The sequence below is a fragment of the Microbacterium sp. LMI1x-1-1.1 genome, from assembly GCF_040676205.1.
Lineage (GTDB): Bacteria > Actinomycetota > Actinomycetes > Actinomycetales > Microbacteriaceae > Microbacterium > Microbacterium aquilitoris.
In genome coordinates this window covers 109211-121611 of record NZ_JBEGHM010000003.1, presented here as the reverse complement: position 1 = coordinate 121611, position 12401 = coordinate 109211, and the positions used below count along the sequence as shown (strand labels likewise).

The window sequence follows — 12401 nt, the reverse complement described above, 5'->3', positions numbered from 1 at the left end:
GGCTACGCGCGTCCCGCGCTTCGGGGGAGGGGGTCGCCTGCCCCGTGATGCGCGTAACCTGAGCCGATGATCCCTTCGGCCGCTCGGACCGCCCTGGACGTCGTCGACTGGCGCCGACGCGTCTTCGCCCTCTATGCCGATGTTCGAGCAGCGCCACATCCCGAGGCGGGCCACGAGCTGTGGCAGCGCGGGCGGAACGAGCTGCTCGCGCACCACCCCGCGACGCCGATCCTGCCGGAGCGCCGGGCGGACTTCGACTCCGTCCCGGTCGCTCCGTACGACCCGGCCTGGCGGTTCGAGCTGCCTCTGCTGCCCACGGAGCCCGGCGGGTTCGAGTTCGCAACCGGGACGGACGGGGTGGTTCCCTTCGAGCGGGTCGCCATCGTCGACCTGCCCGACGTGGGGACGCTCGACGTCTGGCGCCTGACGACGTACGGCGGCGGATTGTTCATCCCCGTGCGTGACGCGCTGGCGGGCAAGCCGGACGGCACCTATGGCGGAGGTCGGTACCTGATCGACACGATCAAGGGAGCCGACCTCGGGACGGATGCCGAGGCCGGCACGATCGTGCTCGACCTCAACTTCGCCTACAACCCGTCCTGCGCCTACGACCCGGCGTGGGCCTGCCCGCTCGCTCAGCCCGGCAACGTCCTGGCGGTCGAGGTCCCGGTCGGCGAACGCTACGCGGGCGTCTGATCCCGGTCGTCCGGACCGCGGCGTCGGGCGCGCCAGGCTGCCCACGCGCCGGTCGACCACAGGGCGGCGAGGACGAGGAGCGGTTGGAAGAGCAGGCGGATGCCGCGGGCGAGGTCGGTGTCGAGCCCGAAGGCATCGGTGCCCCGGACGAACTGCTCGATGTTCCCGGGGAAGATCGCGATGAAGAACGCGGCGACGATCCATCCGACCGCGACGCGATACCGTCCGATCAGCAGGGCGAGACCGAGCGCGATCTCGACGATCCCGGAGGCGACGACGACGAACTCCGTGGGGAGCGGCAGCCATTGCGGGACCTGGGCGACGAAGTCGTCGCGCGCGAAGGTCAGGTGAGCGGTGCCGGTGAAGACCAGCCCCGCCCCGAGCAGCAGACGGGTGATCGTTCTCGGTGCGCTCACGGATCGAGCGTAGCGAGGTCGGGCCCTACGCGGCCTCTCTCGGACTGGACGCGACGGCGGGAGTCGAACCCGCTGCACAACCGGTATGACCCGGTGCCCGGGACCACCCGGACCGTCGCGATGGTGTCACGCTAGCCCGGACGGCGGACATCACCATGGGGGATGACCGGAGATGACGCGACGTGTCGTCGCGTGACGGAGGTCAGTCCTTCTTGCCCTTGCCCTTGTCCTTCGTCTTCTCGCCGTGCACCGCGGAGTTCTCGTTCGCGTGCTCTTTGGCCTTCGGGTTCGCGTTCTCCTGAGCGGCCTGCCCGGGTGACTTCTTCGCCGAGCCGGAGTTGCCCTTCGCCGAGCCGGACGTCCCGGAGGTGGTCGTCGTCTCGGTGGTCGCCGGGCTCGGATCGGTCGCCGCAGGTGTGGCCTGCGGGATCACCTCATCCGTCGCGTCGAGGGTGACGACCGCGGTCTCGCCCTCGTCCGAGACGAGTTCAGCGGGAGCGGGCGCAGTCGGCTCGCTGATCGTCTCCTCGGGGGCGGGGCGACCGCCCGGCGTGCCGTCCGCCCACCACGCCCCGAGGGCGATGAGGTGGATGACGGCGACGGCGGCCGCTGCGCCGGCGAGGATCCAGACCCGCGCGCGGCGTGGACGCCGCGCGGCCTTGGCCGAACGACGCGAGGCGGAGCGGGTGACGACATCGGATGCCGCCGGTGCCGCGACCGTGACGGCAGAGGGCTCGAGGGGCCGAACCGCGCCGACGGCGGCGACCGGAGCGACGTCGAGGGCCTGCGTCTCCTGATCGATCGTGGGGAGGGCGGCCCGGGGCATCCGGACGATGTCGGTCGGCAGGGACCGGGCGCGATACGCCACCTGTCCCGCCGTCGGACGATCGGCGGGGTCCCGCGCGATCATGTCGCCCAGGAGGCCGGACCAGTCAGGACCGAGCCACGAGGGGATCTCGGGCGTCTGCACGAGGCGGGCCATGACCCGGCCGATCCCCGACGCCTCGGGGAACGCCCGTTCGCCCGTGATCGTCTCGAGGGTGAGCAGGCCCAGCGCGTACACGTCGGCGGGCGGGCCGGCCGGTTCACCGCGGACCTGCTCGGGGGCGAGATAGGCGGCCGTCCCGATGACCGTGCCGGGGGTCGTGTGGCGCGTGCTGTCGGCGAGGTAGGCGACGCCGAAGTCGGCGAGCTTCGCCCAGTGCCTGCGGCCGGGCACGGGCGACGGTGCGAGGAGAACATTCGACGGCTTCACGTCGCGATGGACGATGCCTGAGTGGTGCACGACGTCGAGCGCCGAGGCGAGCTCGCCGACGAGGCCGGCGGTCTCGGCGGCATCCAGCGGGCCCTCGTGCAGAGCTGCGGCGAGCGACTCGCCCTCGACGAACTCCATCACGAGGTACTCCGGCTGGCCGGGCACGATCTTCGCGTCGTACAGGGTCACGAGCGAGGGGTGATTCAACGAGGCGAGCAGAGACATCTCGGTGCGGGCTCGCGGCAGGATCGCCGGGTTCTCGGCTTCGGTGCGCATGATCTTGATCGCGACGGTGCGCCCGAGGATCACGTCCTCGGCGCGATACACACGGGCCATCCCGCCCTGACCGACGCACGGACCGAGGACGTACCGCCCATCCAGCATGCCCGTGGTCACAGGCTCGTCGGAGGGTTCGGTCACGGCGACTCCTGCTGCTACTGCGGACGCTGCGCGTCCGTCCACACGTCGCCCGGGTACGACGACACCGTCGAACGTAGGGCTCCGAGAGTCTCAGGTCTGGCGGGTTGACTCCGGCGGGGTTTGGTGCTTCGTTTCTTGATACCTCTTTCGGATGATGCCGGCCGGATGTCCCCGATGATGGGATGTGGTCATGTATTTCCCCGTGCACGTCTCCGACCGGATGCGACGGTTCGCGGAAACTCCTGGGGAAATCAATGCTTCGTATACATATACTCCGTATGTGATTTCTCGTCTCCGCAGTCGCGCATCGACGGTGCTGGTCGTGGCGGCGTGGATCGGGTTCGGCGTGCCGCTCTTCCTCTGGGCCGTCGGCCAGGGGACGCCCCTGTCGATCGCGTTCGCGGCTGCGAGCGCCCTCACCTGGATCGCGGGCGGGCGAGCGGTCGCGCTGTGGCTGCGCTCATCGCCGCCCGCGCTGGTCCCGCCACCCGCGACCGGGCGGGGGGCGGAGCGCATCGCCCTGCTGGTCTGCATCTGCGACGACCTCGACGAGCGGGCGGTCGTCCGCAGCTCCCGCCAGGACGTCCCGGTCGACGTCGTCCTCCTCGACGACTCGAGGGATGCCGCGACGGTGGCGCGCGTCGATGCGCTCGCCGCGACTCACGGCTGGCACGTGATCCGCCGCACCGAGCGCTCCGGCTTCAAGGCGGGCAACCTGAACGCCGGGCTCGCGCGCCTGCGTGGCCGCTACGACGCGTACCTGATCTGCGACAGCGACGTCGTCCTCGACGCCGGGGTGGCGCGGGTCTGCGGAGCCGCGCTCGCCGACCCCACGGTGGCCGTCGCGCAGGCGTCACCGGCGGCATCCGTCGGTCGGACCCGGTTCGCCCGCTACTTCGGGCCGCTGCTGGCCACCCACCTCGGTGTCACCCGGCGCGGTCGAGGAGCACACGGGGTGACCGCCTTCCTCGGGCGCGGTGCGCTCGTGCGTGCGGCGGCCGTCGAGGATGTCGGCGGGTTCCCCGAGGCCGTCGCGGAAGACCTCGCGATGACCGTGCGGCTCCGCCGCCGCGGGTGGCGGATCGTCGACGCCGATGTCGCGTTCACGGAGGACTACCCGATCGACTACGCCGCGTTCCGTGTGCAGATGCGGAAGACCGCCGAGGGGGCGGTCGAGTTCCTGCGCCGCCCCGGCCGGATGCGGGGGCTCCGCATCCGGGAAGGCCTCGACCTCGCGCTCGAGACGGCCCTCGTCCCGGTGACCGCCCTGGCGGGAGCCGCGACCCTCGTCACCGGCGCCGCGCTCGCCGGCACCGGCACGCCCCCGCCGCTCTGGGTGATGCTCGTGTCAGCATTCGCGGCATCCGCTCCGCTCCTTCCCGAGGCGGTCCGCCGCGCCCGCGCGCAACGGGTCGCTGCCGGCGTCGCCTTCGCCCTGACCGCAGGTCTCCTCTACGCCTCGACCACGTTCGTCGTGCTGGGCGCCGTGATCCGCACCGCCCTCGGCCGGCGCGCGACCTTCTGGGTCACGCCGAAGACGACCTCGCAGCGCGGCATCGGCGCGACGGCGGGCCTGCTGCGCGATGAGCTCGTCCTCGTCCCCCTCCTCGCGGTCAGCGCCGTCCTCGTCTCGGGATCGCTCGTCGCGGTCGCCGGTCCGATCGGTCCCGCCGCGCTCGCCGCGGTCTTCGCGGTGGGGATGCTGCGGCCCCGCTCCCGCGCGGACCGCACCCTCGCCCCGATCGTGTCGGCGCGTCACCTGGCGGCCGTGCCGCACCGTACGCTGTCGGCCGCGCCGCGACCGGCTCTCGCGACGCGGTCGCGCACCCTCGCCAGCTGACCCGCGTCGTACGACCTCGCACGCGCGGATGCAAGGGGGCGGCGCGCACGACCTCGCCGCGGCTACCGTGCCGGGATGCCCCGCACCACCCCGCGCCTGACCGCCGCGCAGCTGGCACTGCGCCTCCGCAGGGCCGGCGGTGACGTCTTCACGTCGCGACGGCTGATCCTCGCGCTGAAGACGGCGGTCGCGGCGGCGATCGCCTGGTTCTTCGCGCCCATCGTGCCCTTCGCCGACGCCGACTACTCCTACTACGCGCCCCTCGGCGTCCTGGTCAGCATGTACCCGACCGTCGCGGACTCGGCGCGCGCCGGCCTCCAGTCCCTCATCGGGCTCGCGTGCGGCATCGCGATCGGCTTCGGCGGCCTCGCCATCGTGGCGGCGGGAGCGCCCGGCATCGTCGCGCTCGGCGTCGTGGTCCTGGTCGGTGTGGCGCTCGGCGGCATCCGTGCCCTCGGCGTCGGCCGGGACTGGGTGGCGCTCGCCGGGCTGTTCGTGCTGCTGCTGAGCAAGAACGACCCGGACGGCTTCTCGACGTCCTACCTCGCGACGATGGCCTTCGGCGTCCTGATCGGCGTCGTGGCGAACTTCGTCCTCGTCCCGCCGCTGTACCTGCAGTCGGCGCGCGACCGGCTGTCCGAGCTGCGCGCCGCCGTCACCGCCGCACTCGACCGCGCAGCGGACTCCGCAGCGAAACGGGCGCCGGACGCGGCGAGTCTCAAGGAGGACGGCGAGGCGCTGGCCGAGATGGCCATCGCCGTCGCGGCGGATGTGGACGAGGCATCCCGCTCCGAGCGGGCGAACCTCCGCGCCCGCGGCGTGGGCGGTGTGCACGACGAGAACGCGCAGCGGTGGTGGGGGCTCGAACGGGCGACGTACCTGACCCGCGACCTGCTCGACGTGCTCGCCCAGCACGAGCGGCTCGACGCGCGCCACGGCGACCCCGCTCGGCTCGAGGACGCGCTCCGCCGGGTCGCGGAGCTGATGGCGACCCCACCCGCCGACGAGGAGATGACCGCGAGAACGGATGCCGCGTGGCGCGCCGTCGACGCCTACGCGGCATCCCTCCCCGCCCCCGATGCCGCCGAGGACCCGCACGATCAGCCCGGCCTGTGGGTCGCCGCCACACTCGGGCGCATCACCGACATCTCGCGACGAGTGTCCGACGCGCTGGCGTGAGGCGGGTTGCGCCGCAGAGGTCATTCATATGAGGGTGAAGGTATGAGCACCACCGTCGGGGACATCGAAGCCCGCGAGCGAGCGCGGCAGCGGGCGGTGGAGGCGCTCGACGTGCTCGATCGGCCGACGGACGAACGCGTCGATCGGGTCACCCGCCTGGCGCGGGAGGTGTTCGGGGTTCCGATGGTGAGCGTGACCCTGCTCGACGACGATCGCCAGTGGCGGCTGTCCGAGCAAGGCTTCGACGGTCAGCGGGAGGCCCCCCGTGAAGGATCGTTCTGCGGTGCAGCGGTCGCCAAAGGGACCATGCTGGTGGTCGAGGACGCGTCGTCCGACGTGGACTTCCGAACCAGCCCCTTCGTCACGGGTGATCCGAACCTGCGTTTCTACGCGGGTCAGCCGCTCGCTGCTCCCGGCGGCGAGCAGATCGGCACCCTCTGCATCCTCGACACCAAGCCGCGCGCGCTCGATGACGCCCAGCGCGATCTCCTCCGCGAGATGGCCCGCTGGGTGGAGACCGAGATCGCCCGGGAGCACGAGATGGACCGAGCGGGGGAGGTTCAGCGCGCCCTGCTGCCCCGCCGCACTCCGGTCGTGCCGGGCTACACGCTCGCCGCTGACGCGGTCGCGGCCGGGTCGGTGATGGGCGACGTCTACGACTGGTACGACCACGATGGTCTCCTTCGCCTGACCCTCGCCGACGTGATGGGCAAGGGACTGGGTGCGGGGCTGGTCGCGGCCAGCGTGCGGGGATCGCTGCGCACGGCGCGCGAGCGGCCGCTCACGACGGTCGTGGAGGACCTGGACGTGCAGGTCTCGGAGGATCTCTCGCACCTGCACATGTTCGTCACGGCGGTCGTGGCGGACCTCGACGGCGGAACGGGAGAGGTCCTGCTCGTCGACGCGGGACACTCCCTCACCTTCGTGCTCCGTGCGGACGACACCTGGGAGCCCATCCGCTCCACCGGGCTCCCTCTCGGCATGGGCGCCGACGAGCCGAGGGTCGCTGCCCGCGTCGTCCTCCGCCCCGGGGATGCGTTGCTGTGCTGCAGTGACGGGCTGCTCGACATCCTCGACTCCGAGGACCCGTTCGGGCAGGTGCTGTCGGCGTTCCGCGACCACGGACCGGAGGGCGCCGTCGCCGCGGGGATCGCGCTCGCGCGCGAGCGGAAGGCGCCGGACGACGTCACCCTGATGGTGATCCGGAGGGACGCATGACCGGACGGTTCATCGCGATCAGGGTTCTCGCTCTGCTGTCGGTCCTGCTCGGCGTGAACTACGTCGCGTGGAGGTGGCTGGCATCGGTGAACTGGGAGGCCTGGTGGATAGCGGTCCCCCTCGTCATCGCGGAGACCTACAGTCTCATCGACACCCTGCTCTTCGCCGTGACGATGTGGCGTGCCCGGGAGCGACCGCGCCCGGCGGCGGCGCCACAGGGCACGGTGGACGTTTTCATCACGACCTACAACGAGCCGATCGACATGGTAATGGCGACGGCTCTCGCCGCGCAGCGCATCACCTATCCGCACGAGACCTGGATCCTGGACGACGGCTCCCGCGCCGAGCTGTCCGCCGCGGCCGAGGCGGCTGGCATCGGATACCTCACCCGCTCCGCGGATTGGGCGGACAAGCCGCGGCACGCCAAAGCAGGCAACCTCAACAATGCGCTCATGGCGACGGACGGCGAATTCCTCCTGATTCTCGACGCCGATCAGGTGCCCGATCCGCTGATCCTGGAGAACACCCTCGGATACTTCGCCGACGACCCGCAGGTCGCCCTCGTGCAGACTCCGCAGTGGTTCGTCAACGTGGACCAAGCCGACCCGCTGGGTAGTCAGGCGCCGCTGTTCTACGGCCCCATCCAGCAGGGCAAGGACGGGTGGAACGCGGCCTTCTTCTGCGGGTCCAACGCGATCCTCCGACGCGACGCCCTGATGCAACTGGGGATCGTCGGATACGTCCGAGACCTCGAGGATTCGGTGGTCACCGCGTTGAAAGCAGCTCAGCGGATGCTGCGACGCGCGGCATCCGCTCGCGACCTCCCGGCGGACGTCGCCGCGGAGTTGGGACGTCTCGCAGCGGCCGTCCACCGGGCGCGCGCGGACCTGGCGCTCGGAGCGCCCATCGCTGAGGTGACGGCCGAGGTCCACGCGGAGGTTCAGGCGGCGTCGCGCCGACTCGTGCAGGTCGACCTCGCCGGCATCCGCGCCGACGTCGAGGAGCTCGCCGCGCTCGCGGTGCAGCGTGACGCCGAGCTCGACGCTTTCGTCGTCGACGAGGCAGCGCTCGACGCGCTCGCGGCCCGCGAACTGACCCCGCTCGGGACCATCGCCGCCGTGGACGCGGTCGTGGACGCCGTCCGCGTCGACCGGCCGGGGGAGGCGCAGCCGATCCAGCCGCTCGCGACGATCTCGGTCACCGAGGACATGGCGACGGCGATGCAGCTGCACGCGCTCGGTTGGAAGAGCGTCTACCACCACGAGATCCTCGCGCACGGCCTCGCCCCCGAGGATCTGCGGACGATGCTGACCCAGCGGCTGCGGTGGGCCCAGGGAACGATGCAAGTCCTCCTGCGCGACAACCCGATCGTGAAGAAGGGCCTGACCTTCGGGCAGCGGCTGATGTACTTCGGCACGATGTGGAGCTACCTCAGCGGATTCGCGGCGGTCGTCTACCTCGCCGCGCCCATGATCTACCTGCTGCTCGGCGTGCTCCCGGTGACCGCGTGGTCGGTGGACTTCTTCGCCCGGTTCCTGCCCTACTTCATCGTCAACCAGATCCTCTTCGTCGTGGTCGCCAAGGGCATCAGGACGTGGCGGGGACAGCAGTACTCGCTCGCGCTGTTCCCCGTCTGGATCGCCGCCTGCGTCACCGCATTCGCGAATGTCGTCTTCGGACGCTCGCTGAGCTTCGTCGTCACCCGCAAGGACGGTCGCGCCGCCGGTGGCCCGCCGTGGCGGCAGATCTGGCCCCAACTCACGGCGATGGCGCTGCTCGCGGTATCCGTCGTTGTCGGGATCGTGCGCGTGATCGCCGGGACCGCCGACGGTACGGGCACCCTCGTGAACACCGTATGGGTCGGCTACGACCTGGTCGTCCTCAGCGTCCTGATCCAGGCTGCGCGGTACCGGGGGTACCGGCCCGCCGAGCCCGCTGCATCCTCCCCAGCCCTCGAACAGAAGGAGCCCCCGTGGACATCTCCGTGACGCCCGCAGACGGCTACGCCGTCGTCGCCGTCGTCGGACGGCTCACCGCACCAGGGGTGAGCCGCTTCCGCTCCGCCGTCGACGATGCCATCTCCCGTGTCGGCGCGCGCGTCGTCGTCGATCTCGCACGCACCGAGTTCATCGACTCGTCGGGGATCGGGGCTCTGATCGGCGGGCTGAAGTCGGCCCGTCTCGCCGACGGCGACCTTCGCATCGCCGCGGTGCCGGAACCTGTCGCCCGCGTCCTGAAGCTCACCAATCTCGACCGCGTGCTGCGCGCGTACCCGGACGCGGAAGCCGCGTTCGATGGGCGTTGACGCGGAGCGCCGCATCCACGCCCCTGCAGACCTGGCGCTCGTCGATGCCGTCCACGACGCACTCGAGGAACTCTGGCGCGAGGTCCCCGACGTCTCCGACGATGACCGGTTGCTGTTCGGCCTCGCCGTGAGCGAGGTCGTGACCAACGTCGTCGAGCACGCCCCCGGGGACGAGCCTGCGACCGTCGTCGTGGAACTGTCGGTCGACCATGACAGGCTGCTCGCCGTTCTATCCGATGACGCCGAGCCCGCCCTCATCCGTCTCGACGAGGTGCACATGCCCGCAGAAGACGCCGAATCGGGGCGCGGGCTCGCGTTGGCGCTCGCCGCCCTCGACGAACTCCGCCACGAGACGGGCGAGGGGAACACGTGGGTGCTGCGCCGCGATCGCCGCGGCCCGGCGTGAGTCCGGGAGTCGATGTCGGCAGTCGAACGTAGACTCGTGGGGACATGAGCGACTCCATCAAGCCCGTCATCGTCGGCGCCGGAGCGCCCCGTCCCGCGGGCGATTCCCGCCCCGACGAGGACCTCCTCGCCGGCCTCAACCCGCCGCAGCGCGAAGCGGTCACGCATCGCGGTCCGGCCCTGCTGATCGTCGCGGGTGCGGGGTCGGGCAAGACGAGCGTGCTCACCCGGCGCATCGCGTCGCTGATGCGCACGCGCGAGGCCTACCCGAGCCAGATCCTCGCGATCACCTTCACCAACAAGGCCGCGGGCGAGATGCGCGAACGCGTGCGTCAGCTCGTCGGCGACAACGCCCAGGGCATGTGGATCTCGACGTTCCACTCCGCGTGCGTGCGCATCCTTCGCCGCGAGGCCGACCAGTTCGGGTTCACGAAGAGCTTCACGATCTACGACTCCGGCGACTCGCGCGCGCTCATCAAGCGTCTCGTCAAGGAGCACGAGGGCGACTCGTTCGGGTTCACCCCCGCCGCCGTGCAGGGGCGTATCTCCAAACTCAAGAACGAGTTGGCGGATGCCGAGTCATACGCCCGGCAGGCGAACATGAGCGATCCCGCCGAGCGGGTCTTCGTCGACATCTTCGCGGACTACCAGCGCTCGCTCCAGAAGGCGAACGCCTTCGACTTCGACGACCTCATCGCGCAGACCGTCTACCTCTTCCGCGCCTTCCCGCACGTCGCCGACGTGTACCGCAAGCGGTTCCGCCACGTCCTCGTCGACGAGTACCAGGACACCAACCACGCCCAGTACGCGCTCATCCACGAGCTGACCCGACCCGTCGTCGGCAAGGCGGGCGACGCGTTCTCCAGCGGCGGGATGATGATCTTCGAGCCCGACGAGGCCCCCGAGATCGAGGGCGCGTCGCTCACCGTGGTCGGCGACTCCGACCAGTCGATCTACGCGTTCCGCGGCGCCGACATCCGCAACATCAGCGAGTTCGAGCGGGACTTCCCGGGCGCGAAGGTCGTGCTCCTCGAGCAGAACTACCGCTCGACCCAGAACATCCTGTCGGCGGCCAACGCCGTCATCGGCCACAACTTCGACCGCAAGGACAAGAAGCTCTGGACCGACGTCGGCGACGGCGACCCGATCATCGGGTTCACCGGGTACTCGCAGCACGACGAGGCGCAGTTCGTGGCCGACGAGATCGAGGCTCTGCACCGCAAGGGCGTCGACTACTCGCAAGTGGCGGTGTTCTATCGGACGAACTCTCAGTCCCGCGCGTTGGAGGAGATCTTCATCCGCTCGGCCGTGCCCTACAAGATCATGGGCGGCACGAAGTTCTACGACCGTGCCGAGATCAAGGACGCCATGGCGTACCTCATCGCGGTGGCGAACCCCGCCGACGAGATGGCGGTGCGCCGCATCCTGAACCGGCCCCGTCGCGGCATCGGCGACGTCACCGAGACCGCGATCGCCCGGTACGCGGCATCCGAGGGCATCACCTTCCGCGACGCCCTCGCGAACGCATCGGCGCTCGGTGTCGGAGCGAAGGTGCAGAAGGCCATCGCCGAACTGGATGCCGTCCTCGTCGAGGCATCCGAGATCATGCTGCCGAGCTCGGGTGAGATCGCGCCGTCGACGTCCGTGACCGACGGGCTCCGCGTCCTGCTCAACAAGTCCGGTTACTACGACGCGCTGCGGATCTCGAAGGACCCGCAGGACGAGGCGCGCGTCGAGAACCTCGACGAGCTGGTCGCCGTGACGCGCGAGTTCGCCCGCAACAACCCCGACGGCACGCTGCTGGACTTCCTCACCGAAGTGACGCTGGTGTCGGATGCCGACGACCTCGACGACGCCAGCGGTTCGGTCTCGCTCATGACGATGCACACGGCCAAGGGCCTCGAGTTCGACGCCGTCTTCGTGACCGGCGTCGAAGAGGACCTCATCCCGCACCGCATCTCGGCGGGGGAGCCGGGCGGACCACAAGAGGAGCGGCGTCTGTTCTACGTGGCGCTCACCCGGGCGCGCAAGCGTCTGCACCTCTCGCTCGCGATGACCCGTGCGCAGTTCGGCGAGGTCTCGGCCGCGATGCCGAGCCGCTTCCTGCAGGAGATCCCGCACGAGCTGATCGACTGGCGCCAGTCGCCCGGCGACGTGAACTCGCGCGGCGGGATGCCGTCGCGCGCGCTGAACGGCCGGCCCGGAGGCGGCTCCCGGTTCGGCGGATCCGGATCGAATCGGTACGGCGACGACCTCGTCCCGCTGCCGAAGCGCGAGAAGTCCGATGCCCTCGCGAAGTTCGCCAACCGCATCCCGGCGAAGATCCGCGACAACGGTGACATGGAGCTCGTGGCGGGCGACCGCATCCGTCACGACGACTTCGGCGAGGGCAAGGTCGACATGGTGACCGGTGAGGGCGCGAAGCGCGTCGCCCACGTCCGCTTCGACACCGCAGGCCCGAAAAAGCTGCTCATCAAGGTCGCCCCGATCACGAAGCTCTGACCGGACCAGCCGTCTGGTATGAAGGTGGCAGCTGCGATGTTCGTGGCGCGGGGGGACAGATCGGGGCTCCGTTGTACGGTGCAGACAATGATGTCGTTCGACGTGGGCGGAAACGTGGTCGCGGCCAGGTAGCGCTCGTGGCGATCGTTGCCGGAGTACTTCTCG

Annotated in this window: 10 protein-coding genes and 1 tRNA gene; 8 read left to right on the top strand and 3 right to left on the bottom strand. The window is 70.6% G+C overall.

Features of this window, described 5'->3' with window-relative positions; all coding sequences use genetic code 11:
* The first annotated feature begins 66 nt into the window (after nucleotides 1–66).
* Entirely contained in the window at nucleotides 67–696 is a 630-nt protein-coding gene (locus tag MRBLMI1x_RS14435) for a DUF1684 domain-containing protein (protein WP_363459569.1), read from the top strand.
* On the opposite strand, the gene MRBLMI1x_RS14430 is transcribed toward MRBLMI1x_RS14435, so the two are convergent.
* From MRBLMI1x_RS14430 to MRBLMI1x_RS14420, 3 genes are all read right to left on the bottom strand, one after another.
* Nucleotides 681–1112 carry a DoxX family protein gene (locus tag MRBLMI1x_RS14430; RefSeq protein ID WP_363459567.1) on the bottom strand — a complete coding sequence of 144 codons (432 nt, stop codon included), beginning with the start codon at nucleotides 1110–1112 and terminating at the stop codon, nucleotides 681–683. The genes MRBLMI1x_RS14435 and MRBLMI1x_RS14430 overlap by 16 nt on opposite strands.
* Before the next feature lie 45 nt (nucleotides 1113–1157).
* A tRNA-OTHER gene (locus tag MRBLMI1x_RS14425) sits at nucleotides 1158–1232 on the bottom strand.
* 82 nt (nucleotides 1233–1314) lie between these two features.
* Complete coding sequence (locus MRBLMI1x_RS14420; RefSeq protein WP_363459565.1) at nucleotides 1315–2787, bottom strand: serine/threonine-protein kinase; 1473 nt, start codon at nucleotides 2785–2787, stop codon at nucleotides 1315–1317.
* Between the two features lie 280 nt (nucleotides 2788–3067).
* Between MRBLMI1x_RS14420 and MRBLMI1x_RS14415 the strand changes: the two genes are divergently transcribed.
* The 7 genes from MRBLMI1x_RS14415 (at nucleotide 3068) to MRBLMI1x_RS14385 (ending at nucleotide 12236) form a co-directional block, all read left to right on the top strand.
* Nucleotides 3068–4627, top strand: a complete 1560-nt coding sequence (locus MRBLMI1x_RS14415; protein ID WP_363459563.1) for a glycosyltransferase family 2 protein — start codon at nucleotides 3068–3070, stop codon at nucleotides 4625–4627.
* A 75-nt stretch (nucleotides 4628–4702) separates the two neighbouring features.
* Entirely contained in the window at nucleotides 4703–5806 is a 1104-nt protein-coding gene (locus tag MRBLMI1x_RS14410; RefSeq protein WP_363459561.1) for an FUSC family protein, read from the top strand.
* Nucleotides 5807–5848: 42 nt separating this feature from the next.
* Nucleotides 5849–7024, top strand: coding sequence for a PP2C family protein-serine/threonine phosphatase (locus tag MRBLMI1x_RS14405; protein ID WP_116228498.1), 1176 nt, complete (start codon nucleotides 5849–5851; stop codon nucleotides 7022–7024).
* Nucleotides 7021–9012, top strand: a complete 1992-nt coding sequence (locus tag MRBLMI1x_RS14400) for a glycosyltransferase (protein ID WP_363459559.1) — start codon at nucleotides 7021–7023, stop codon at nucleotides 9010–9012. The genes MRBLMI1x_RS14405 and MRBLMI1x_RS14400 overlap by 4 nt, the downstream gene beginning before the upstream one ends.
* Nucleotides 8997–9329, top strand: coding sequence for an STAS domain-containing protein (locus MRBLMI1x_RS14395; protein WP_363459557.1), 333 nt, complete (start codon nucleotides 8997–8999; stop codon nucleotides 9327–9329). Before MRBLMI1x_RS14400 ends, MRBLMI1x_RS14395 begins: the two co-directional genes overlap by 16 nt.
* Entirely contained in the window at nucleotides 9319–9735 is a 417-nt protein-coding gene (locus MRBLMI1x_RS14390; RefSeq protein WP_116228501.1) for an ATP-binding protein, read from the top strand. The genes MRBLMI1x_RS14395 and MRBLMI1x_RS14390 overlap by 11 nt, the downstream gene beginning before the upstream one ends.
* A 44-nt stretch (nucleotides 9736–9779) precedes the next feature.
* Nucleotides 9780–12236: an ATP-dependent helicase gene (locus tag MRBLMI1x_RS14385; protein WP_363459555.1), complete on the top strand. Its 2457-nt coding sequence runs from the start codon at nucleotides 9780–9782 to the stop codon at nucleotides 12234–12236.
* Nucleotides 12237–12401: the final 165 nt, after the last annotated feature.